Raw genomic sequence first — 23,839 nt, 5'->3', positions numbered from 1 at the left:
TAGCTACTTTGTTCATGGCAACGGTCTCCGGTAGGCCCCCTGTGAAAGCTTAGTGGGCGATCACAGGGGGCAGCGGGGGTAGCCATTTCATTAGTTGATCGCATTCCAATGTGGGAGCGAGCCTGCTCGCGAAGGCGCCAGTAGTGACACCGTCGTATATGTGCAGTCGTCTGACTGACGAATCCGGTCAGGAAAATATTCGTTACGGCATGTAAAGAAAACCTGACGAAATGTCGCCTGGAACGCTTTGAGTTGACGTTCACGGAAGGGGTGTAAGAAAAATCTGCCGAAATCAATCTGCGTGCCGCTCTCCCAAGGCTCTGGACTGCTTGTTTCAGCGGCGCGGGCAGGGTCAGATGCGCCACATGCCTGTCGTGCAGGTGCATAACAAGAAGGAGGCGCAATGTACGCCGTGACTCATCCCCATCTCCTATCGAGGGGCGATTTTTCGATTGCTCCCGTCACTGACCCACAAAGGTCTGACTTCATTTTTGCAGCCGCCCGAGACGCTCGGGGTGGACACAGGCAATCCCGGCAAACGACACGCTGATCCAGCGGGTCTGGCAGCAGGGGGTTACAGGTGTACAATGCGCCGCGTTTTAACTGTGACCTCCTGCGCACCAGCGCAAACCTCAAGGCTATCCGCCTTGTTCACTCCGCCGCGCCACAAGCGTGTCGGGTTCGATTTCGTCACAGATAAAAACAAACAGGTGACGCATGAACGTTGTAAATACGCAGAACGTGAGACCCTTTTCATGAGTGGACAAACCTCGCAGTCAGGCGAGCTCAAGCGCGGCCTGAAAAATCGCCACATTCAATTGATTGCCCTCGGTGGCGCGATCGGTACCGGCTTGTTCCTTGGCTCGGCCGGGGTACTGAAATCCGCCGGCCCGTCGATGATCCTCGGCTACGCCATCTGCGGCTTCATTGCGTTCATGATCATGCGCCAGCTCGGCGAAATGATCGTTGAAGAGCCCGTCGCCGGTTCCTTCAGCCACTTCGCGCACAAATACTGGGGCGGTTTTGCCGGCTTCCTGTCGGGCTGGAACTGCTGGATCCTGTACATCCTGGTGGGCATGTCGGAGCTGACCGCGGTCGGCAAATACATCCACTACTGGGCGCCGGACATCCCGACCTGGGTCTCGGCCGCCGGGTTCTTCGTGCTGATCAATCTGATCAACCTGGCCAACGTCAAAGTCTTTGGCGAGGCCGAGTTCTGGTTTGCGATCATCAAGGTGGTTGCCATCGTGGGCATGATTGCCCTGGGCAGCTACCTGTTGGTCAGCGGTAATGGCGGCCCGCAAGCGGCGGTCAGCAACCTGTGGTCCCACGGTGGTTTCTTCCCCAATGGCGTCAGCGGTCTGGTGATGGCCATGGCGATCATCATGTTCTCCTTCGGCGGCCTGGAAATGCTCGGTTTCACCGCTGCTGAAGCCGACAAGCCGAAAACCGTGATCCCGAAAGCCATCAACCAGGTGATCTACCGGATCCTGATTTTCTACATCGGCGCGCTGGTCATTCTGCTGTCGCTGACGCCATGGGACAGCTTGCTGGCGACCCTGAACGCCTCGGGGGATTCCTACAGCGGCAGCCCGTTCGTGCAAGTGTTCTCGATGCTCGGCAGCAACACCGCCGCGCACATCCTCAACTTCGTGGTATTGACCGCAGCATTGTCGGTGTACAACAGCGGCACCTACTGCAACAGCCGCATGCTGCTGGGCATGGCCGAGCAGGGCGATGCGCCGAAGGCGTTGTCGAAAATCGACAAGCGTGGCGTACCGGTGCGTTCGATCCTCGCCTCGGCGGCGGTAACGCTGATCGCGGTGCTGTTGAACTACCTGATCCCGCAAAACGCGCTGGAACTGCTGATGTCGCTGGTGGTTGCAACCCTGGTGATCAACTGGGCGATGATCAGCTTCTCGCACTTCAAGTTCCGCCAACACATGAACAAGACCAAACAAACGCCGCTGTTCAAGGCGCTGTGGTACCCGTACGGGAACTATGTCTGCCTGGCGTTCGTCGTGTTCATCCTGGGCGTGATGCTGCTGATTCCGGGGATCCAGGTCTCGGTGTACGCGATTCCGGTGTGGGTCGTGTTCATGTGGGTCTGCTACGGCATCAAGAACAAGCGCAGTGCGCAGCACGCGTTGCACGCAGCAGGCTCCAGCGCGAAGTAAGCGCAAAGCGCAGAAACAACAAACCCGGCCAATGTGCCGGGTTTTTTGTTCTTGTTGCGTTAACTTTAGATTGCGCTGTAATCCCGTTCCTACATAAGCATTCATCGTTTACTACAGTGATTTCTGAAATTTCCAAAAGGTTGGCTGATGCTAGTTAATTCAGAAGCTGCCTACACCCTGCCTAATGCTTTTTTTGCCATAGTCTGCCGCTTTGAATACATCAAGGATTAGTGCTAATGGCCAGTCACAGCTACATGAGTATTACCGGTAAGCGACAAGGGCTTATTTCTGCCGGCTGTTCAGGCCAAAGCTCACTTGGTAACAAGTGCCAGTTCGCGCATCAGGACGAAATCATGGTGCTGGCTTACTCGCACGATATGGTCACCGGTAATGATGGCAGCATTGCAGGTGGCCGCGGCCAGCACAGGCCAATCATGATAACCAAGGCTATCGATAAGTCATCGCCACTGTTGGCCAGTGCACTGCATGAGCGGGAAGAGGTCGAGTGCATTATTAATCTTTACCGCACCGCCTCGGCTGGGGGGCAAGAGCGATATTATTCAATACATCTCACCGGTGCGCGTATTGCGCATATCAGTCAGCAAGTTCCCCACGCTATTCGTATGAACGATGCAGAGCCGCAAGAGCTGGTGTCCATTCGTTACAGAGAGATTGCCTGGGCGCATGTTCCTGGTGCGACAAGTGCTTACAGTACTTGGGGGAATGAGGATGAATGAAGAATCCTGTGATATTCATGATGTGAGTAAAGCGGCTTCTGACTTGGTGGCGGTTGGATGCAGCATTGGCATGGCGCATTTTTCTGATGGAGTTATGCGGCTTCGCTTCGGTTCAATGATTTCATCTTATGCCAATGAGGTGATTCAGGCGGTTGATGAGGGGCTCATCAGTGCGTGGCAAGGGGTTCAGGAAATCACGGCGGAGTACGAGGAGTTGTCGTCGCAGGCTCGTTTTTACCTTCAGAACGGCATTGGGGTTGTGGCGGGTATTATGCAGGTTAGATCCGGTGTTGCGGCAACAGCAGCCCCCGCAGCAATTGGCGTGATCCCGGGAGCATTATTGATTGCGCACGGCACTAATAATATCTATGAGGGTTTAGGGAATATTTATAAAGGCCCTGAAGCATCGGCTACGATTGGACCTGTCAGATATATCTATCAAACAGCATTTAAAAATGATGGCTGGGGTAATATTTCTTATTATTCTATGGATTTATTTTTGTCTGGGTATGGGTTCTTCAGGCCGGTACAACGAACTGGCACGTTCGAACTGTTCAAACGTGATCCTATGAATTATGAACAGGCTTTTCGGCAAACGGGTAAGTTGGCATTGGCTTTCGAAGCCTTGGTTGATTTTCTGACTATGGATGCAATGCTTAAAGAAAGCTCGGCGGGTGGATGAAACGGTGGCTGCTCCGTTATTTGAACAGCGGTTTCGCAACTGGATTAAAAGCTTTCTGTTGTGATTGGCTTTTTCAGTCGGAGAGTACGATTCAAGAGGATGTTAAAGTTTATGACGCTTGAGAATATTCGATACCATTTGTCTGTGACTTGTCTGGTTCTAGGCTGCTGTGGCTTGCCGGCTGGCGTAGTAGTTTGGTGTATAACTGAAATAGTACCCCTAGAAGGAAAGTATCTGTACATTGCTTATTCGGTAACCTACGTGACTCTCGTTTTTTTTGGTTTACGCTTTTACATTCCGAGGTTGCGTGGCCATGCATAAGCATGACTGTGGCTGTTGATCCGCGGGCAGCCGTGATCACCTGCTGTCCAACGGGCATTCGCGGTATCCTTACCACCCTGAACCCGGACGCTTTTCCATGCTGGTGATTTCCAACAACGTGCATCTGCCGGATGCCGAGATCGAGTTGACGGCCATACGCGCCCAGGGCGCCGGCGGGCAGAACGTCAACAAGGTGTCCAGTGCCGTGCACTTGCGCTTCGATATTCCGGCCTCGTCCTTGCCCGAGTTCTACAAGGAGCGGCTGCTGGCGCTGCGCGACAGTCGCATCACCAGCGAAGGTGTGTTGATCATCAAGGCCCAGCAGTACCGCACGCAGGAGGCCAATCGAGCGGATGCGCTGGAGCGGTTGACCGAGTTGATCCTCAGCGCGACCAAGATTGAAAAGAAGCGCCGCCCGACCAAGCCGACGCTGGGTTCAAAAAAACGTCGACTCGAATCGAAGACCAAGCGCGGCAGCATCAAGGCCGGGCGCGGCAAGGTGGATTTCTAGCGCGCGTCTCTTTCCTCTCGATACCTTGGCGCTTGCCGGTACAAGTAAACGCTCAATGCCAAACCGCTCAGCGCGGCAATCGCGGCGAACAAAAAGATCGAAGCAAAACCAAACCCGGCCGCAATGGCCCCCGCCAGTGGCCCGGTAATCCCCAGCGACAAATCAATGAACAGCGAATAAGCCCCGACGGCCGCACCACGGCTGGAGGCGGGTACCAGGTTGACCGCCTCCACGCCCAGCGCCGGAAACACCAGCGAAAAACCGAAACCGCTCAGCGCCGCACCGGCCAGTGCCCAATGGGCATCCGGCGCCAGCCACAGCAGCAGCAACCCCAGGGTTTCCACGGACAGACAGGCAATAGCCACGCGAAAACCGCCGAGGCGATTGATCAGGTTGCCAAACAGCAGGCGCGCACCGATGAAACTGGCGCCGAACAAGCTCAGGCACAACACCGCGTTGTCCCAGTGTTGCGTGGCGTAATACAAGGTGATGAAGGTGGCGATGGTGCCAAAACCGATGGAGCCCAGCGCCAATCCACACCCGTGGGGCAGTACCCGCCCCAGCACATGCATGAACGGCAAGCGCTCACCGACCACGATCGGCGCAGCGGTTTTTGGCCAGGCCAGTGCCAGCCCGAGAACGGCCAACAGCACAATGCTCACGCCCATGCTCCACAAACCTAACTGATGTACCAGCAACACGCCCAATGGCGCGCCGATGGCCAGTGCGCCATAGCTGGCGATGCCGTTCCAGGAAATCACCTTGGCGGTGTTTGCCGCACCCACCCGGCCGATGCCCCAGCCAATCGATCCCGAGCCGACCAGACTTTCGGCGCTGCCGAGCACCAGGCGGCCGATCAGCAGGCTGATCAGGCTCAGTGTCGGCAGGCTCTGAGTCCAGGCGGAAATCAGCATGAACACACCGCTCAAGCCGCAACCGGCCAGGCCGTACATCACCGCCAGTTTGCTGCCCTTGTTGTCGATGATTTTGCCGGCATAAGGGCGGCTGAGCAGGGTGGCCAGGTATTGCACACTGATCACCAGCCCGGCGATGACCGCGCCGAAACCGAGGTCGCTGTGGACGTAGCCGGGCAATACGGCCAGGGGAATGCCGATATTCAGGTAGCCGATGAAGGTAAACAGGACGATGGAAACGACTTGCAGCGTGACCGCCAGGGGGCGCTGGTTTTCAGACATGGGTAAAGGTCCACGGGAAAGCAGGATAGATAGGCTGCTTATGATAGCGGCGCGAGCGGCTGCGGGTCGTGGAAAAAGTAAAACTATTTGCCGGGCGACAGGGATCAGGGTTTGGCGGGGGCAACCAGTTGCGTCGTGACCAGGGCGGCCAGGGCATTTTCTTCAGTGCCGAAACGGGCGAGCAAGGCTGCTTGTTTTTCTGGGGAGAGGCGATTCCAGATCTCGATCATCTTCTCGGCGGTGCCGATCAGGACGCTGGCCTGGCTTTCATTGAATTCGTCGGTCATGGCGTGTAGCTCAAGGTTCAGGCGGTGTGGAAAGCGCATGTTAGCGCTTTCCACACGGTCTGGCATTGCAGGTGTTTCAGTCGTCGCTGTCGGCCTGGCGGCGTTCAGTGGCGTCTTTCGGTTCGGGCTGTTGGGCGCCGGCTTGTTGCGTGGTTGTCTGCTCAGTTTCGTGCAGGCTTGGGAAGGGGAGATTAGGGATCTCGTGCATGGTTCGCGCTCCTCGCAAAGTCTGTTGATAGATCTGGTAGATCCGCGCTTGTACAAAGCCTGGGCAGGATACAGCAGTAAAAATGACAAGCAGACTTTTATCTGGGATTTCTGCGACCAATGGCCGCAGGGAGGGAAGAACCGCGATTGGGTAGCAGCTGCCGAGCCTGCGAGGCTGCGTTCGGCTGCGAAGCAGTCGTGAATTCAGACACTGCGGTCTCTCAAGGAGACCGCATTCACCGGGTTTACGACTGCTTTGCAGCCGAACGCAGCCTCGCAGGCTCGGCAGCTGCTACAGGGAGCGTTACTTGCAGACGTTGGCAATTGCCTCGGCCAGCAGATCCAGACGCGTTGCATCAATCCCCGCCACGTTGGCCCGGCCGGAGTTGACCATGTAAACGCTGTGATGATCACGCAGCTGTTTAACCTGCTCAGCCGTCAAGCCGGTGTACGAGAACATCCCGCGCTGCACACCAATGTGCGCAAAGCGCTCACGCAAACCAAACGGTTCCAACGCTTCGACCAGGCCGCTACGCAATTGAGCGATACGCAAACGCATGGCTTCCACTTCGTCGGCCCATAGGCTTTTCAGCTCTGGATCGCCAAGAATGGTCGCCACCACGGCGGCACCGTGATCCGGCGGCGTCGACCACAGATTGCGGGCAATGTTGGCCAGTTGGCTGCGGATGTCCACCAGCTTGTCAGCGTTTTTCGCACAGACAATTAGCGCGCCGGTGCGGTCGCGGTACAAACCGAAGTTCTTCGAGCAGGAACTGGTGATCAGTACTTCCGGTAACGCGTCCGCGAACAAGCGGGTCGACCACGCATCCTGCTCCAGACCATCGCCGAAACCCTGGTAGGCGAAGTCGATCAGCGGCAACAGATCGCGACTGCGCACGACGTCCAGCACGCGGTGCCAGTCATCATGGGACAGATCGAAACCGGTCGGGTTGTGGCAGCAGGCGTGCAGCAACACCACGTCGCCCTTCGGTGCTTCATTCAGCACCGCAAGCATGGCGTCGACGTCGAGGCGATTGTCGCTCCCCACGTACGGGTAGTGACTGACCTTGACCCCGGCCGCCGCGAAAATGGTTTCGTGGATCGGCCAAGTCGGGTTGCTCAACCACACGCCACGGCCCGGCAGGCATTGGGCGATGAAATCGGCGCTCAAACGCAACGCACCGGTGCCGCCCGGCGTCTGGGTCGCCCCGGCGAGTTGCCCGGCGATCAGCGCGGAGTCCGCGCCGAGCACCAGTTCACTGATGGCTTTGCCGAACGCCGGCTCGCCGTGACCACCGATGTAGGTCTTGGTGGTTTGACGATCCACCAGACGCTGCTCGGCAAGTTTCACCGACTGCGGAATCGGCGTCAGGCCCTGGGCGTCTTTGTAGACACCCACACCGAGGTCGAATTTGCGCGGGTTTGGGTCCTGCGCATAGGCTTCCATCAAACCGAGAATCGGATCGCCGGGGACTCGACCGATGGCGTCGAAATGCATTATTTGCGGCCCTCGGCGTCCTTGGCCACTTCGTCAGTGCGCGCGGCCATGATGAAGTCGTTGCGGTGCAGGCCTTTGATGGAGTGGCTCCACCAGGTGACGGTGACTTTGCCCCATTCGGTCAGCAGGCCAGGGTGGTGACCTTCAGCCTCGGAGATTTCACCGACGGCGTTGGTGAACGCCAGTGCGTGTTTGAAGTTTTTGAACAGGAACTGTTTTTCCAGCTGCATGACGCCGTCGCGGACTTCGATGTTCCAGTCAGGGATCTGCTTGATCAGTACCGGCAACTCTTCGTCGCTGACCTGAGGGGCACCGGCCTGGCAGGCTTCGCAGTGGGCTTGGTTCAATGTGGACATGATGAATTCCTGAAATCGAATTATTGGAAATCGGCCGTCAGTGTCACCACGCTAAACCAAAGCGTCGGTTCCTGACAGGCTCACTTGATTCTAAAAGCAGCGGATCACGCAGCCTTTGCCTTCGGCGGAAATTTCGGGGTGTGCAAGCCTAGCTGCATGCCTTGTTTGACCATGCTCATGATGTCTTCATGGGCTACATCAAACAGACGCTTGAGGTTCGGCAAGACAAAGTACAGCGGTTGCAGGATGTCGATGCGATACGGCGTGCGCATGCATTCCAGCGGATCGAACGCCTGATGTTCAGGCTCGTTGGACAGGCAGTAAACGGTTTCTTTTGGCGAAGAAAGAATGCCGCCGCCGTAAATGCGCAGACCTTCAGCGGTATCGACCAGGCCGAACTCGATGGTCATCCAGTACAGGCGCGCCAGGTACACGCGTTCTTCCTTGGTCGCTTGCAGGCCAAGTTTGCCGTAGGTATGGGTGAACTCGGCAAACCAGGGGTTGGTCAGCAGCGGACAGTGGCCAAAAATCTCGTGGAAAATGTCCGGCTCTTGCAGGTAATCCAGCTCTTCGCGGGTACGAATAAACGTCGCCACCGGAAACTGCTTGCTGGCCAGCAATTCGAAAAAAGTCTGGAAGGGGATCAGCGCCGGAACTCGGGCCACTTGCCAGCCGGTGGTTTCACCGAGGACTTTGTTGATTTCACCGAGTTGCGGAATGCGGTCGTGGGGCAGACCGAGTTTTTCGATACCGTCCAGGTATTCCTGGCACGCACGACCTTCGATCACTTTCAGTTGACGAGTGATCAGCGTGTTCCACACCGCGTGTTCTTCAGCGGGGTAGTCGATAAAACCTTGCGCATCGGGCTCGCGAGCCACGTATTGCGTCTGCTTCATGCTGCTCTCCTGCTAGGGGATTCGTTCTTGTTATGTGCTGCTATGGACCTAGAAATACCCCAAGAGGTGCGTCGTTACAGCAGGTGCTGGGTGGTTTGCGTAGGAAAAGTCGCCATTTTTCGTAAAGTATTCGTTACGGAATCGCGGCGATCGCGCAGCTATTGAGATTTGCCGGTTTGAAAAGGCGCTCAGGTGTCACATAATCTTGACGACTACTTTGGCGTCAGCGCAGAAAATTTCTTGCGCGGGGCCTCGATTCCCCATTTCTTCGGGCCTTTATATGCGTATTAAAGTCCACTGCCAGAACCGCATCGGTATCCTGCGCGACATTCTCAACTTGCTGGTGGAATACGGGATCAACGTCGCCCGGGGCGAGGTCGGCGGTGAGCATGGCAATGCGATCTACCTGCATTGTCCAAACCTGATCAACATTCAGTTCCAGGCGCTGCGTCCGAAATTCGAATCGATCGCCGGGGTGTTCGGCGTCAAACGCGTAGGGCTGATGCCCAGCGAACGTCGGCATATGGAGCTCAATGCCTTGCTCGGCGCCCTGGAGTTTCCGGTGTTGTCGATCGACATGGGCGGCTCCATTGTCGCGGCCAACCGGGCGGCGGCGCAGTTGCTCGGGGTGCGTGTGGATGAAGTGCCGGGGATTCCGCTGTCGCGGTACGCCGAGGATTTTGATTTGCCGGAGCTGGTGCGGGCTAACAAGTCGCGCATCAATGGGCTGCGGGTCAAGGTCAAGGGCGACGTGTTTCTGGCCGACATCGCGCCGTTGCAATCGGAGCATGACGACAGCGAAGCCATGGCCGGCGCGGTTCTGACGCTGCATCGCGCCGACCGGGTGGGTGAGCGCATCTACAACGTGCGCAAGCAGGAGCTGCGCGGGTTCGACAGCATTTTCCAAAGCTCGAAAGTGATGGCGGCAGTGGTGCGCGAAGCACGGCGCATGGCGCCATTGGATGCACCGCTGTTGATAGAAGGTGAAACCGGCACCGGTAAAGAGTTGCTGGCGCGCGCTTGTCACTTGGCCAGCCCGCGCGGGCAATCTCCATTAATGGCACTCAACTGCGCCGGCTTGCCGGAGTCGATGGCTGAGACCGAGTTGTTCGGTTACGGCCCCGGCGCCTTCGAAGGCGCGCGCGCCGAAGGCAAGCTGGGTCTGTTGGAGCTGACTGCGGGCGGTACGCTGTTTCTCGATGGCGTAGGGGAAATGAGCCCGCGCTTGCAGGTGAAATTGCTGCGCTTTCTGCAGGACGGTTGCTTCCGTCGCGTAGGCAGCGATGAAGAGGTGTATCTGGATGTGCGGGTGATCTGCGCAACCCAGGTAGATTTGTCGGAACTGTGTGCGCTGGGCGAATTTCGCCAGGATCTGTATCACCGCTTGAACGTCCTTTCGCTGCATATTCCGCCACTGCGTGAATGCCTCGACGGTTTGACGCCGTTGGTGGAGCACTTCCTCGACCAGGCCAGCCGGCAGATCGGTTGCCCACTGCCGAAACTGGCGCCGGCGGCGATGGAGCGGCTGAGTCATTACAACTGGCCGGGCAATGTCCGGCAATTGGAAAACGTGTTGTTCCAGGCGGTTTCATTGTGTGAGGGCGGGACGGTCAAGGCCGAACATATTCGTCTGCCGGATTACGGTGTGCGTCAGCCGCTTGGCGATTTTTCGCTGGAGGGTGGGCTGGACGAAATTGTCGGGCGTTTCGAGAAAGCGGTGTTGGAGCGGTTGTATTCCGAGCATTCCAGCAGTCGGTTGCTGGGTAAGCGCTTGGGGGTCTCTCACACCACTATTGCCAACAAGTTGCGTGACTATGAAATTGGCAAAACTTGAGCGTTAACTGATCTGATAAACAAGAATGGTAAGTTGTTGTTAATCATTCTCCGGCGCTTCGAAATGTTAATTGAAGCGCTACCACCCCGCCGTTGATCTGAATCATGGATTTCGCCAAGCAAGCCATCTAGGCTGAAGCTCAAAGTTTGGCAGGAGCGATAACCATGCCATCAGCGGATGACACTACCCAGCAAGCGCGCAAAGAAACCCGTCTGTTCTTTTTCCTGATTGTCGTTCTCTTCCCACTGCTGTCGGTGGCGATAGTGGGTGGTTACGGTTTCTTTGTCTGGTTTCTGCAAATGTTGCTCGGCCCTCCTGGTTCACTTCACTGATCGTTGTCCATCTTTAGCAAAAAGACGGGGAGTACGGGTCATGGAAAAGACGCTGCATATTGCCAGTCTGGTGGTGCTGGCCCACCCTGAATTGTTCGAGGCGGTGAAAGCCAACTTGCGGTTGCTCGAAGGCGTTGAACTGCACCAGGAAAGTCCCGCCGGCAAGCTGGTTGTGGTGCTGGAGATGGAAGACGAAAGTGAGATTTCCCGGCGCATCAGCGAGATCAATGGCTTGCCGGGTGTGCTCAATGCCGCCCTCGTTTATCACGAGATTCTCGATGTGACGGGAGAAAGCACATGCCTATGACTCGACGCGAGTTTGTCAAAGCCCAGGCAGCCGGGATCGCCGCAGCGGCGGCGGGGCTCCCGGTGTTTACCTCTGCCAGCAACCTGATCACCGAAGAAGACCGGGTGGCCCTGGACTGGAATAAAGCGCCTTGCCGTTTTTGCGGAACCGGGTGCAGCGTCATGGTGGCGACCAAGGACAATCGGGTGGTCGCCACTCATGGTGATGTGAAAGCCGAGGTCAATCGCGGACTGAACTGCGTCAAAGGCTACTTCCTGTCGAAAATCATGTACGGCGTTGATCGCCTGACCCAGCCGCTGTTGCGCATGACCAACGGGCAGTATGACAAGCAAGGCGAGTTTCAACCGGTGTCCTGGGATCAAGCGTTTGATGTGATGGAGTTGAAGTTCAAGGAGGCGATAAAAAACAAGGGGGCCGAGTCCATCGCCATGTTCGGATCAGGTCAGTGGACCGTCTGGGAAGGGTACGCGGCCAACAAGTTGATGAAGGCGGGTTTTCGCTCCAACAACATTGACCCCAATGCGCGTCACTGCATGGCCTCGGCGGTCATGGGCTTTATGCGCACGTTCGGTATGGATGAACCGATGGGGTGTTATGACGATATTGAAGTCACCGATGCGTTCGTGCTGTGGGGCTCAAACATGGCGGAGATGCACCCGATACTTTGGAGCCGGGTGGCGGATCGGCGATTGAGTCAGCCCAACGTCAAGGTGGCCGTACTGTCGACCTTCGAGCATCGCAGTTTTGAGTTGGCTGACATCCCCATGGTGTTCAAGCCACAGACGGACCTGTTTATCCTCAATTACATTGCCAACCACATCATTGAAAGTGGCTCGGTCAACAAGGACTTTGTCAGCAAGCACACCAAATTTGCCAAAGGTACGGATGACATCGGCTACGGCCTGCGTGCCGATAACCCACTGGAGATGAAGGCCCAGAATGCGGCCAAGGCGAACACCTGGAGTGACATCGACTTTGAGCAATTCGCGGCTTTCGTAAAACCTTACACCCTTGAGCGCACCGCCAAGGAAACCGGCGTACCGGCAGAGCAACTCAAGGCTTTGGCCGAACTGTATGCCGACCCGAAGCGCAAGGTGGTCTCCTTCTGGACCATGGGCTTTAACCAGCACACGCGGGGCGTCTGGGCCAATAACCTGATTTACAACATTCACCTGCTGACCGGAAAAATCAGCGAGCCGGGTAACAGCCCATTCTCTCTGACAGGCCAGCCTTCGGCCTGTGGTACGGCGCGGGAAGTGGGGACGTTCTCCCATCGGCTGCCCGCTGATCTGGTGGTCACCAATCCAAAGCATCGCGCCACGGCGGAGAAAATCTGGAAATTGCCGCCGGGCACTATCAATGAAAAAGTCGGGTTCCATGCCGTGCAGCAGAGCCGGATGCTCAAGGACGGCGTGCTCAATGTGTATTGGACGATGGCCAGCAACAACATGCAGGCCGGGCCCAACATCATGCAGGAAGTGTTGCCCGGTTGGCGTAATCCCGAGAACTTTGTGATTGTCTCGGATGTGTATCCCACCGTCTCGGCCCAGGCAGCCGATCTGATTCTGCCCACGGCGATGTGGGTCGAAAAAGAGGGCGCTTACGGCAACGCGGAACGACGTACGCAGTTCTGGCATCAATTGGTTTCGGCGCCGGGTGACGCCAAGTCCGATCTCTGGCAACTGGTGGAGTTTTCCAAGCGCTTTAAAACGGACGAGGTCTGGTCCGAGGAAATATTGTCTGCCTCACCGCAGTACAAGGGCAAAACCCTGTACGAGGTGTTGTTCAAGAACGGTCAGGTCGATCAGTTCCCGCTTGATCAGATGGCGGCGGGCTATAAAAACGACGAGGCCGAGGATTTTGGTTTTTACCTGCAAAAAGGGCTGTTCGAAGAATATGCCCAATTCGGCCGTGGCCACGGTCATGACCTCGCCCCGTTTGATCTCTATCACACCGAACGAGGGTTGCGATGGCCCGTGGTCGAAGGCAAGGAAACCCGTTGGCGTTTCCGGGAAGGCTATGACCCCTACGTGGAGAAGGGCAGTGGTGTGCAGTTCTATGGCTATCCCGACAAGAAGGCGATTATCTTCGCGCTGCCCTACGAGCCCCCTGCGGAATCCCCCGACGCGGAGTTTCCATTCTGGTTGAGCACCGGACGAGTGCTTGAGCACTGGCACACCGGATCCATGACCCAGCGTGTCGAGGAACTTCATAAGGCTGTCCCCGACGCGTTGGTCTACATGCACCCGGCCGATGCCAAAGCCTTGAATGCCCGTCGAGGCAGCGAAGTGAAGCTGATCAGTCGACGCGGTGAGATGCGTGCGCGCATTGAAACCCGAGGGCGCAACAAGCCACCCCAAGGCCTGGTGTTCGTACCGTTCTTCGATGCCAACAAGCTGATCAACAAGGTCACGCTCGATGCGACGGACCCCATCTCCAAGCAGACTGATTATAAAAAATGTGCGATCAGGATTGAGTTGATCAAGACGGCATAAGGAGCGCTCAGATGAAGAGTCATTCGCTGTCTTTACTTGCGGCTCTGTTGCTGTGGATGCCAGCGGCATTCGCAGCGCAGCCTGATTACCCGCTGGATGCTCCGGCACCGGATGGCCGGCGACCCGGAGGGACCCTGACTCAAGAGTTTGCGGCACCGCTGATGGCTGATGACGAGAACAAGGACCTCAAGCGCGAGCGTAACTATCCTGACCAGCCGCCCACCATCCCCCACAGTATTCGGGGGTATCCGATCGACAAGAACAGCAACAAGTGCCTGTCCTGTCACAGCCGTGCCAATAGTGCCCGCACTCAGGCGCCGATGATCAGTATCACCCACTACATGGACCGTGATGGTCAGGCGCTGGCCGCTGTTTCGCCGCGTCGGTATTTCTGTACTCAGTGTCACGTGCCACAGAAAGACGTAAAGCCTCTGGTGGGCAACAACTTCAAGAACATTGACCAGGTGCTGCAAGACGAAATCAACGGCCAGCAGAAACCTTAAGGAGAGGCCATGAAATCCTTGCGTGCGCTGCTCAAAGACTATTGGGGCATTCTGCGTCGCCCCAGCGTGCATTACAGCCTGGGCTTTCTGACGCTCGGCGGGTTCATCGCCGGAGTGATTTTCTGGGGTGGTTTCAACACTGCGCTGGAAGCCACCAATACCGAGAAGTTCTGCATTTCCTGCCATGAAATGCGCGACAACGTTTTTGTCGAATTGCAGGAAACCATTCACTACACCAATCGCTCTGGCGTACGAGCCACCTGTCCGGACTGTCACGTTCCGCATGAGTGGACGCACAAGATTGCCCGCAAGATGCAGGCGTCCAAAGAAGTGTGGGGAAAGGTGTTCGGAACGATCGATACCCGGGAAAAATTTCTCGGTATGCGGCGTGAACTGGCCGAGCACGAGTGGGGGCGGCTCAAGGCAAACGACTCCCGAGAATGCCGCAATTGCCATAACTTTGAATTCATGGACTTTACTCGCCAGGGCAAACGCGCCGCCAATATGCACTCCACGGCACTGGCCAGCGGTCAGGCGACCTGTATCGACTGTCATAAGGGCATCGCCCACAAGTTGCCTGACATGAGCGGGGTCAAAGGCTGGTAGCGGATCCGGCACGCTCTTCCACCCTGTTGCCGTCAAGCGGCATAATCGCGCCGGTTTTTCGACTTTGACGCATTCCGTCATTCCTCTGCGATTACCCTCAAGTCCAGTGTTTAAAGGGCTTTAAACCTCTGCGCGCAAGTTGGTCTGCAATTTGCTTATCGCTCAACAGTACAGCGGTGGGCGGCAAACGTCCGGCATGCAGAGGAAAGAGTGTGGACAAGTACCTTTATGTGGCAATGACCGGCGCCAGCCAGAATGCACTGGCGCAGAAGGCTCATGCCAACAACCTGGCAAACATCTCCACCAACGGTTTTCAAAAGGACCTGGAACAGGCCCGTTCGATGCCTGTGTTTGGTGACAGCTTTCCGGCGCGTGCGTTTGCCATGACCGAGCGCCCGGCCACCGACTTCTCCCCTGGTTCGCTGGTTGAAACCGGTCGCGACCTCGATGTCGCCGTGCAAGGCAACGGCTGGATCGCCGTGCAGAACCCGGCGGGTCAAGAAACCTACGTGCGCACCGGCAGCCTGAACGTGGACGCCCTGGGCGTGCTGCGTGCCGGCAACGGTATGCCGGTCATGGGCAATGGCGGACCCATCGCCGTGCCGCCCGAGCAGCAAATCGAAGTGGGTGAGGATGGCACCATCAGCATCCGTGCGATGGGCGAAGGCCCGCGCGTGATGGCTGAAGTCGACCGCATCAAGCTGGTCAACCCTGACCTGAAGAACATGACCAAAGGCCTGGATGGTTCGATCCACACCAAGGACGGAAAGCCGGCGCAAGCCGACTCCGGCGTCAAACTGGTGTCCGGGTTCCTGGAGTCGAGCAACGTCAACGCCGTGGAAGAAATGACCTCGGTGCTGGCGCTGGCCAAGCAATTCGAGCTGCACATCAAGATGATGAACACCGCCAAAGACGATGACCAGGCCATGGCTCGGGTCTTGCAGATCAGCTAATTACCAGAACGTCGCGCCGTAAAACAGGCGCACGAGGAGAATCGAATGCTTCCGGCTCTATGGGTTGCCAAAACAGGTCTGTCCGCCCAGGACACTAACCTGACCACCATTTCCAACAACCTGGCCAACGTCTCGACCACGGGTTTCAAACGTGACCGCGCCGAGTTCCAGGACTTGCTCTATCAGATCAAGCGCCAGCCAGGCGCCCAGTCGACCCAGGACAGCGAACTGCCTTCGGGTCTGCAAGTGGGTACCGGTGTGCGCATTGTCGGCACCCAGAAAAACTTCACCGCCGGCAGCCTGCAAACCACCGAGCAGCCGCTTGACCTGGCTGTCGACGGTCGCGGTTTCTTCCAGATTCTGCAGCCGGACGGCACCACGTCTTACACCCGTGACGGTACGTTCCACCTAGACTCCAACGGTCAGGTCGTCAACGCCAGTGGCTTCGCTCTGGAACCAGCCATCGTTATTCCCAACGACGCCCAGACCTTCACGGTCGGTCGCGACGGCACTGTGTCCATCACCGTTCCGGGCAACCCGGCCAGCCAGGTGATCGGCAACCTGCAGACTGCTGACTTCATCAACCCGGCCGGTCTGCAAGCCGTGGGTAACAACCTGTTCCTGGAAACCGCTGCCAGCGGCGCACCGCAAGTCGGTACACCGGGCCTGAACGGCTTCGGCACCACGCTGCAGAACACCCTGGAAACCTCCAACGTCAGCACCGTTGAAGAGATGGTCAACATGATCACCACTCAGCGCGCTTACGAGATGAACTCCAAGGTGATCTCCACCGCCGACCAGATGCTCTCGTTCGTAACGCAGAATCTGTAATCAAGTCTATGAGGCGGCCCTTAGGTCGCCTGCAACACCGTGAGGTAGGGTCATGAATCGCTTTGTATCTGTTCTGGCACTGAGTGGGGCTGTTGTGCTCGCGGGCTGCGTCCCCACGACGCCCAAGCCCAATGACCCTTATTACGCGCCGGTGTTGCCGCGCACGCCGTTGCCGGCTGCCGCGAACAATGGCTCGATTTATCAGGCCGGTTTTGAACAGAACCTGTACACCGACCGCAAGGCGTTCCGGGTGGGTGACATCATCACCATTACCCTGAACGAGAAGACCCAGGCCAGCAAAAACGCCAACTCGCAAATTGACAAGAACAGCAAGGCCAGCATCGGCCTGTCCTCGCTGTTTGGCACCACCCCCAGCACCAACAATCCGTTCGGCAGTGGTGACCTGAGCCTGGACGCCGCCTATGAAGGCGACCGCGCGACTAAAGGCGACAGCAAGGCGGCCCAGGGCAATACCCTCGTCGGCTCGATCACCGTTACCGTCGCGGATGTATTGCCCAACGGTATTATCGCGGTCCGTGGCGAGAAGTGGATGACCCTCAACACCGGCGATGAGCTGGTGCGGATTGCCGGGCTGGTGCGCGCCGATGACATCTCCACCGACAACACTGTTCCGTCGACCCGTATCGCCGATGCACGCATCACCTACTCGGGCACCGGCGCGTTTGCCGATGCGAGTCAGCCAGGCTGGTTCGACCGTTTCTTCCTCAGCCCGCTGTTCCCTTTCTAGGTGGCCAGTTTGAATCTTAAACACCTCATGGTGGCCGCCTTGATGCTGACTGCCGCGTTCAACGCGCAGGCCGAGCGGCTGAAGGATATCGCCAGTATTTCTGGCGTGCGCTCCAACCAATTGATCGGCTACGGCCTGGTGGTCGGGCTTAACGGTACCGGTGACCAGACGACGCAGACGCCTTTCACCCTGCAGACCTTCAACAACATGCTCTCGCAGTTCGGCATCAAGGTGCCGCCGAACTCGGGTAACGTTCAGTTGAAGAACGTTGCAGCGGTATCGATCAGTGCGGAACTGCCGGCGTTTGCCAAGCCGGGGCAGCAGGTCGATATCACCGTCTCCTCCATCGGTAACTCCAAGAGTCTGCGCGGCGGCACCTTGTTGCTGACGCCGCTCAAAGGTATCGACGGCAACGTCTACGCTGTCGCTCAGGGCAACCTGGTGGTGGGCGGTTTTGATGCCGAAGGGCGTGACGGTTCGAAGATTACCGTCAACGTTCCGTCGGCGGGTCGTATCCCCGGTGGTGCGTCGGTCGAGCGTTCGGTGCCAAGTGGTTTCAACCAGGGCAATAGCCTGACGCTGAACCTCAACCGGTCGGACTTCACCACCGCCAAGCGCATCGTCGACAAGATCAACAACTTGCTCGGCCCTGGCGTCGCCCAGGCCATTGATGGTGGTTCGATTCGCGTCAGCGCACCCCTTGATCCAAGCCAGCGCGTCGACTACCTGTCGATCCTGGAAAACCTTGAAGTCGATCCGGGTCAGGCGGTGGCGAAAGTCATCATCAACTCGCGCACCGGCACCATCGTGATCGGCCAGAACGTCAAGGTTTCGCCAGCCGCCGTGACTCACGGCAGCCTGACCGTGACCATCACCGAAGACCCGATTGTCAGCCAGCCTGGCGCTTTTTCCAACGGTCAGACCGCCGTTGTGCCGCGCTCGCGGGTTAACGCGGAGCAGGAAGCCAAGCCTATGTTCAAGTTCGGCCCGGGCACCACCCTCGACGAAATCGTCCGTGCGGTGAACCAGGTCGGCGCGGCGCCGGGTGACTTGATGGCGATCCTCGAAGCATTGAAACAGGCTGGCGCATTGCAAGCCGACCTGATCGTGATCTAAGGGCGGCCGTCATGGATATGCGCAAGAGCGGTCTGGTCAGCAGCAGCGACTCCGGTTCCTATTCGGACTTGAATCGCTTGAACCAACTCAAGGTGGGCGACAAGGACAGTGACGGCAACATGCGCAAGGTGGCGCAGGAGTTCGAATCGCTGTTCCTCGGGGAAATGCTCAAGTCCATGCGTTCGGCCACCGAAGCGCTGGGCCAGGACAACCCGCTCAACACCCCGGCGGCCAAGCAATACCAGGAAATGTACGACCAGCAGTTGGCCGTCTCCATGTCTCGCGAAGGCGGTGGTATTGGCCTGGCGGACGTGCTGATGCGCCAGATGTCGAAGAACAAACCGCTGGCGCCGGGTGAGGCGGCGGCCCTGTCTGCCGCCAAGCAGGAAGCGGCGAAAGCGGCGGTGTCGACGCCGATCGCGGCAGGCACTGTGGCCACCGACGGTCCGCTGTCACGGCTCAATGGTCAGCGTCCGTTGTGGGCATCGCGTTCGGTGAAAGCGCCGACTGGTGAAGCCTCGCATCGCAATGACATGGAGCTGATCAATCAGCGTCGCCTGGCCTTGCCGCCGAAACTGGCGGATCGCTTGCTTGCCGGCCTGGTGCCTTCGGCCACGACCGCAGCGACCGTCAACAAACCCTTGTTGCCTGGGCGAGACGCCGCGACACCGGCGCTCGCGACCGGTGCCGGCCCGCTGTTCAATGGGGATTGGCTGGCCTCGCAAACAGACACCCGGTCGAGTGGACGCCTGCAAATTTACGGCCGTGCCATGGCGCAGATTCCCCTGGCGCCGCCGAAGAAAGCCTTCAGTTCCGCCGACGAATTCGTCAACACCATGCTGCCGATGGCCAAGGAAGCGGCCGAGCGCATTGGCGTCGATCCGCGTTACCTGGTGGCCCAGGCTGCCCTGGAAACCGGTTGGGGTAAATCGGTCATGCGTACCCAGGATGGCAGCAGTAGCCACAACCTGTTCGGCATCAAGGCCGGCAGCAGCTGGAAGGGTGATTCGGCGCGGGCCATCACCAGCGAATTCAGGAATGGCGAGATGGTCAAGGAGACGGCCGAGTTCCGTTCCTATGACTCCTACAAAGACAGCTTCCATGACCTGGTGACTTTGCTGCAAACCAATAATCGCTATCAAGATGTCGTGAAGTCTGCCGATAAACCAGAACAGTTTGTACGCGAGTTGCAGAAAGCCGGGTATGCAACCGACCCGGATTACGCAAGCAAGATCTCGCAGATAGCCAAGCAGATGACGAGTTACCAAAACTACGCTGCGGCGGGCGCTTCCACTACGCCTTTATAGGCACAAGGCATAAGGTCTGAACCATGAGTTTGCTCAATATCGGGATGTCGGGTCTGGCTGCTGGCCACGCTTCATTGGTGACTACCGGTAACAACATTTCCAACGTCGATACCGCCGGGTACTCGCGCCAACAAATTGTGCAGAGCAGCAAAGGCTCTATTCAGTATGGCAATGTGTTCATTGGCACCGGCACGACCTTGGCCGATGTGCGTCGGGTGTACAACAGCTACCTCGATTCGCAGCTGCAGACCACCACCTCGCTCAACGGTGACGCGCAAGCTTATCTGGGGCAAGCCACTCAATTGGACAAGTTGCTGTCTGACAGTGGCACCGGTATTACCAAAACGCTGCAATCGTTCTTTTCGTCGTTGCAGACGCTGTCCGCCAACTCCAACGACAACGCTGCGCGTCAGGCCCTGTTGACCAATGCCCAAGGCTTGAGCAGCCGCTTCAATAGCCTGTCCCAGCAGGTAACTCAGCAGACCTCCTATATCAACGATCAGTTGGGCACGATGGCCGAACAGGTCAACAAGCTGGCGTCGACCGTCGCGACCTACAACAAGAAAATCAGTGAAGTCAGTGGTTCGGGTGGCACACCCAACGACTTGCTGGACCAGCGCAACGAAGCCATTCGTCAAATCAACGAACTGGTCGGCACGCAGGTCACCCAGACCAAAGGCCAGTTGGATATTTACCTGGGCAGCGGCCAGCCGCTGGTCGTCGGCGATACCGTCAACAAGTTGCGTGTGGGCGTCGACCCATCCGACCCGACCCGTTCCTCGATCATCATGGAACGCCACGGTTCGTCGATCGACATCACCAACGTGTTGAGCGGTGGCGAGATAGGCGGGCTGGTGCGTTATCGCAATGAAGTGCTGACGCCGGCGGTCAATAACCTGGGGCGCATCGCCTTGGTCGTGGCCGATCAAGTCAATCAGCAGTTGGGGCAGGGCCTGGATCAGAACGGCAACTTCGGCGCGGCGTTGTTCAACAACATCAACAGCGCGGCGGCCATCAGTCAGCGCAGCATTGCCAGCGCGGACAACGATTCTGCATCTGGCAACCTGAACGTCACCATCAAGGACACCAGCAAGCTGCACGCCAGTGATTATCAGGTGAGCATCACTGCCACGGGTTACAACGTGCATCGCCTGTCCGATAACACGAACATGGGCAACTTCGCCTTCGCCACACCGCCTGCCGCTGATCCGGTCATTGATGGCTTCAGCCTGAGCATCAACGCCGGCACGGTCGCTGCCGGCGATAGCTTCAAGATCACCCCGACCCGCAGTGCCGCCGCAGACATGGCCACGGTCATGACCGACGCCAAAACTTTGGCCACGGCCGCTCCGCTGACGTCCACCAAGGCCTCGGGCAACGACGGCACCGGTGCTGTCAGCCAGCCGAAACTGAACACTGCACTGGATATCTACGATCCGGCCCAGCGTCTTGAAGTACAGACTGCGGTCAAGGCATCAATGCCGGTTCGCATGCTCATGACCAGCGCCACAGCTTATGAAGTGTTCGACGCCAAAGGCGCCAGCATCGGCACCGGCAGCATCGTGCCAGGCCAGAATAACGACTTGAATATTGCGGTGCCTTACACCGATGCCGGTGGCAATGCCAAAACCTTCAGTGTGGGGATGACCGTCAGCGGTAGCCCTGCTTCGGGTGACAGTTTCAACATTTCCATGACCTCAGCCGGCAGTACCGACAACCGCAACGCTCAAGCGTTGCTCGGTCTGCAAGCCAAGGCAACGGTCGGTGCCACGGCCACCAACCCGGGTGTAAGTTTTACCGATGCTTATGGTGGTCTGGTGTCGAACGTCGGCTCCCAGACCAAGCAGGCTCAAATGGATGGTACGGCCACTGACACCATTTTGAGCGAGGCGCGCAACGCCCGTGACTCGCTGTCGGGGGTCGATCTCGATGAAGAGGCCGGTAACCTGACCAAGTATCAGCAGTACTACACGGCCTCTTCGCAGATCATCAAGACTGCGCAGGAAATTTTCAGCACCCTGATCAATGCCCTTTAAGGAGCCGTAGAACATGCGAATTTCTACCGCACAGTATTACGCGACGACGGCTGCCAACTACTCTCGCAACCTCAATAACGTGATGAAGACAGCCGAGCAAGCCAGCAGCGGCCTCAAGCTTGAAACGGCAGCGGATGATCCTGTCGGTGCGGCCCGGTTACTGCAGCTTGAACAGCAAAAAGCGATGCTGGGTCAGTACACCAGCAACATCAACGCGTTGAACACCGCTCAAGCGCAAGAAGAAAGCGTGCTGGACAGCATCAACAACGTACTGCAAAAAGTCAGTGAGTTGGCGGTACGTGCCGGTGGCGGTTCGTTGAACGACGATGACCGTAAATCCATTGCCGCAGAACTCAAACAGTCCGAAGCGCAATTACTCAGTTTGATGAACAGCAAGGACGCCAACGGCAAGTTCATCTTCTCCGGCGCCAGCAACAACACTCAGCCGTTTGTGCACAACAGCGACGGCACCTACAGCTATCAGGGTGACCAGACTCAACTGGAGTTGAAGATTGGCGATTCGATGTCGCTGGGCCTGAACGATACCGGTTGGGATGTTTTCCAGCAGGCGATCAACGCTGCCCGCAGTTCGACTACCATGCTCACGCCACCCGTGGATGATGGGCGCGTGAAGCTGTCGCCAGGTCTGGTGAACTCCGGTCCGGCCTTTGATGCAAATTTCCGCGGCGGCGAGCCTTACAAGCTGCAGTTCACCAGCAGCACCCAGTATGTGATCACGGACGCCGCAGGTAACGACAGGACTGCTGAATCGAGTCAGGGTGGCGTGTTCGACCCGAACTCCAAGGACGGTTCCGACATCAATTTCCGTGGTGTGACGTTCAAGCTGAACATCACCCCTCAGGCTGGCGATAACGCCAGCAACATCGATGGCTTCATCGCCACGCACAGTTTCGAGTTGACGGCCAAGCCGGACAGTTTCGTCAACAACCGTGCCCAGAGCAACGTCTCGACGGTTGTCATGAGCAAGGCAGCGGTGAGCAACGCTGCTGATTACAACAGTTTCTTCCCTGAAGGCGGGGCGGTCATGAAGTTCACCGGCCCTGGCACCTTTGATCTCTACGCCCGTCCGTTGACCAGCAGCAGTACGCCGGTAGCCAACGGGACCGTGCTGGCAGGCGTGGCAACAGCGGCCGGTGTTGACTTCACTCTCACTGGTGGCACCCCTGCGGGTGTGCTCAATGCGGGTGATCAGTTTGATATCGCGGTCAACACGCATCAGACCCAGAACGTGCTCGACACCATTAGCCAGTTGCGCTCGGCGCTCGAGTCGCCAACGCAGGGTAACCCGACCGCACAGCGTTATCTGGAAGACACGATAGCGTCGTCCATTGCCAACCTGAATAACGGCAAGAACCAGATTGACCTGGCTCGTGGTGCGATCGGTGCCCGGGGCAATATGATGGATATGCAGACTGAGCAGAACACCAGCACCAACCTGATCAACGAATCGACAGGCAACTCGATCAAGAACGCCGCCCCGGCGGAAGTGCTGACCCGCCTGACCTTGCAGCAAACCATGCTGCAGGCCGCGCAGTTGGCGTTCGCCAGAGTTTCCCAGTTGAGCCTGTTCAACAAGCTCTGAGTCGGTCTTGACCGCTCGCAGCCAGTCCCTGTCATAGGGGCTGGCTTTTTTTTTGCTTTTTTTGAGGTGAAGCGGAGCAGGGCGGGGCGGGATCTGGACCACCAAATCAAATAAACCAGTGCTCTCTGAGTGACCCGTCAGTCAAAACGCGCATCTTCACTGTATCCTGTCTGCGGGCGGTGACGGTGGCGGGTTGTTCAAGGTGTTTGCTTGAACCCCTACGATGCCTCCTTTGGGGGGCCAGGCCCTGACTGTAGACGCCCTCGATTCAGCGAGCGGCGATGTTCAGCTGTTTATTAT

The 23,839-nt window shown here is 57.6% G+C and carries 23 protein-coding genes; 17 read left to right on the top strand and 6 right to left on the bottom strand.

Annotated elements, in window-relative coordinates; all coding sequences use genetic code 11:
* Positions 1–755 precede the first annotated feature (755 nt).
* From J2Y56_RS21020 to arfB, 4 genes are all read left to right on the top strand, one after another.
* Positions 756–2,177: an amino acid permease gene (locus J2Y56_RS21020; RefSeq protein ID WP_033049012.1), complete on the top strand. Its 1,422-nt coding sequence runs from the start codon at positions 756–758 to the stop codon at positions 2,175–2,177.
* A gap of 236 nt (positions 2,178–2,413) precedes the next feature.
* A complete protein-coding gene (locus J2Y56_RS21015; protein ID WP_310352429.1) occupies positions 2,414–2,914 on the top strand; it encodes an Hcp family type VI secretion system effector in 501 nt (166 codons plus the stop codon).
* Complete coding sequence (locus J2Y56_RS21010; RefSeq protein ID WP_310352427.1) at positions 2,907–3,596, top strand: DUF4225 domain-containing protein; 690 nt, start codon at positions 2,907–2,909, stop codon at positions 3,594–3,596. The genes J2Y56_RS21015 and J2Y56_RS21010 overlap by 8 nt, the downstream gene beginning before the upstream one ends.
* A 418-nt stretch (positions 3,597–4,014) precedes the next feature.
* Positions 4,015–4,428, top strand: coding sequence for an alternative ribosome rescue aminoacyl-tRNA hydrolase ArfB (gene arfB, locus J2Y56_RS21005; protein ID WP_310352425.1), 414 nt, complete (start codon positions 4,015–4,017; stop codon positions 4,426–4,428).
* Here the strand turns inward: arfB and J2Y56_RS21000 are convergent.
* From J2Y56_RS21000 to phhA, 6 genes are all read right to left on the bottom strand, one after another.
* Positions 4,425–5,624, bottom strand: coding sequence for an MFS transporter (locus tag J2Y56_RS21000; RefSeq protein ID WP_310352419.1), 1,200 nt, complete (start codon positions 5,622–5,624; stop codon positions 4,425–4,427). The genes arfB and J2Y56_RS21000 overlap by 4 nt on opposite strands.
* 104 nt (positions 5,625–5,728) lie before the next feature.
* Positions 5,729–5,911, bottom strand: coding sequence for a hypothetical protein (locus tag J2Y56_RS20995; protein ID WP_310337416.1), 183 nt, complete (start codon positions 5,909–5,911; stop codon positions 5,729–5,731).
* A gap of 76 nt (positions 5,912–5,987) precedes the next feature.
* The gene (locus J2Y56_RS20990; RefSeq protein WP_263597852.1) at positions 5,988–6,119 is read right to left on the bottom strand and encodes a hypothetical protein; all 132 of its coding nucleotides are present in this window, start codon (positions 6,117–6,119) and stop codon (positions 5,988–5,990) included.
* Between the two features lie 303 nt (positions 6,120–6,422).
* A complete protein-coding gene (locus J2Y56_RS20985; RefSeq protein WP_405046875.1) occupies positions 6,423–7,616 on the bottom strand; it encodes an amino acid aminotransferase in 1,194 nt (397 codons plus the stop codon).
* Positions 7,616–7,972, bottom strand: a complete 357-nt coding sequence (locus J2Y56_RS20980; protein ID WP_007947580.1) for a 4a-hydroxytetrahydrobiopterin dehydratase — start codon at positions 7,970–7,972, stop codon at positions 7,616–7,618. The genes J2Y56_RS20985 and J2Y56_RS20980 overlap by 1 nt, the downstream gene beginning before the upstream one ends.
* A 104-nt stretch (positions 7,973–8,076) precedes the next feature.
* Positions 8,077–8,868 (bottom strand): phenylalanine 4-monooxygenase, encoded by a 792-nt coding sequence (phhA, locus tag J2Y56_RS20975; protein ID WP_007947579.1) that lies wholly within the window; start codon positions 8,866–8,868, stop codon positions 8,077–8,079.
* Positions 8,869–9,148: 280 nt separating this feature from the next.
* Between phhA and J2Y56_RS20970 the strand changes: the two genes are divergently transcribed.
* From J2Y56_RS20970 to J2Y56_RS20910, 13 genes are all read left to right on the top strand, one after another.
* Positions 9,149–10,702, top strand: a complete 1,554-nt coding sequence (locus J2Y56_RS20970) for a sigma-54-dependent transcriptional regulator (RefSeq protein WP_310352413.1) — start codon at positions 9,149–9,151, stop codon at positions 10,700–10,702.
* Between the two features lie 164 nt (positions 10,703–10,866).
* Positions 10,867–11,034: a periplasmic nitrate reductase, NapE protein gene (locus J2Y56_RS20965; RefSeq protein WP_310352410.1), complete on the top strand. Its 168-nt coding sequence runs from the start codon at positions 10,867–10,869 to the stop codon at positions 11,032–11,034.
* 40 nt (positions 11,035–11,074) lie between these two features.
* Positions 11,075–11,341 (top strand): chaperone NapD, encoded by a 267-nt coding sequence (locus J2Y56_RS20960; protein ID WP_007947575.1) that lies wholly within the window; start codon positions 11,075–11,077, stop codon positions 11,339–11,341.
* Positions 11,332–13,836 (top strand): nitrate reductase catalytic subunit NapA, encoded by a 2,505-nt coding sequence (napA, locus tag J2Y56_RS20955; RefSeq protein WP_310352408.1) that lies wholly within the window; start codon positions 11,332–11,334, stop codon positions 13,834–13,836. Before J2Y56_RS20960 ends, napA begins: the two co-directional genes overlap by 10 nt.
* A gap of 11 nt (positions 13,837–13,847) precedes the next feature.
* Positions 13,848–14,339: a nitrate reductase cytochrome c-type subunit gene (locus J2Y56_RS20950; protein WP_150781122.1), complete on the top strand. Its 492-nt coding sequence runs from the start codon at positions 13,848–13,850 to the stop codon at positions 14,337–14,339.
* A gap of 9 nt (positions 14,340–14,348) precedes the next feature.
* Positions 14,349–14,945, top strand: coding sequence for a cytochrome c3 family protein (locus J2Y56_RS20945; RefSeq protein WP_310352406.1), 597 nt, complete (start codon positions 14,349–14,351; stop codon positions 14,943–14,945).
* A gap of 212 nt (positions 14,946–15,157) precedes the next feature.
* On the top strand, positions 15,158–15,898 hold the full coding sequence (locus J2Y56_RS20940; protein WP_007943093.1) for a flagellar basal body rod protein FlgF: 741 nt from the start codon (positions 15,158–15,160) through the stop codon (positions 15,896–15,898).
* A gap of 45 nt (positions 15,899–15,943) precedes the next feature.
* Entirely contained in the window at positions 15,944–16,729 is a 786-nt protein-coding gene (flgG, locus tag J2Y56_RS20935) for a flagellar basal-body rod protein FlgG (RefSeq protein ID WP_007943092.1), read from the top strand.
* A gap of 52 nt (positions 16,730–16,781) precedes the next feature.
* A complete protein-coding gene (flgH, locus tag J2Y56_RS20930; protein ID WP_007943091.1) occupies positions 16,782–17,477 on the top strand; it encodes a flagellar basal body L-ring protein FlgH in 696 nt (231 codons plus the stop codon).
* A 27-nt stretch (positions 17,478–17,504) separates the two neighbouring features.
* On the top strand, positions 17,505–18,593 hold the full coding sequence (locus J2Y56_RS20925; protein WP_033048738.1) for a flagellar basal body P-ring protein FlgI: 1,089 nt from the start codon (positions 17,505–17,507) through the stop codon (positions 18,591–18,593).
* A gap of 11 nt (positions 18,594–18,604) precedes the next feature.
* Positions 18,605–19,900 carry a flagellar assembly peptidoglycan hydrolase FlgJ gene (gene flgJ / locus J2Y56_RS20920; RefSeq protein WP_310352402.1) on the top strand — a complete coding sequence of 432 codons (1,296 nt, stop codon included), beginning with the start codon at positions 18,605–18,607 and terminating at the stop codon, positions 19,898–19,900.
* 23 nt (positions 19,901–19,923) lie between these two features.
* Entirely contained in the window at positions 19,924–21,936 is a 2,013-nt protein-coding gene (gene flgK / locus J2Y56_RS20915) for a flagellar hook-associated protein FlgK (protein ID WP_310352400.1), read from the top strand.
* 13 nt (positions 21,937–21,949) lie between these two features.
* Positions 21,950–23,539: a flagellar hook-associated protein 3 gene (locus tag J2Y56_RS20910; protein WP_310352399.1), complete on the top strand. Its 1,590-nt coding sequence runs from the start codon at positions 21,950–21,952 to the stop codon at positions 23,537–23,539.
* Positions 23,540–23,839: the final 300 nt, after the last annotated feature.

This window comes from Pseudomonas sp. BE134, assembly GCF_031456105.1.
In the GTDB taxonomy this organism is placed as follows: domain Bacteria; phylum Pseudomonadota; class Gammaproteobacteria; order Pseudomonadales; family Pseudomonadaceae; genus Aquipseudomonas.
This window is presented reverse-complemented; position numbering and strand designations above follow the sequence as displayed.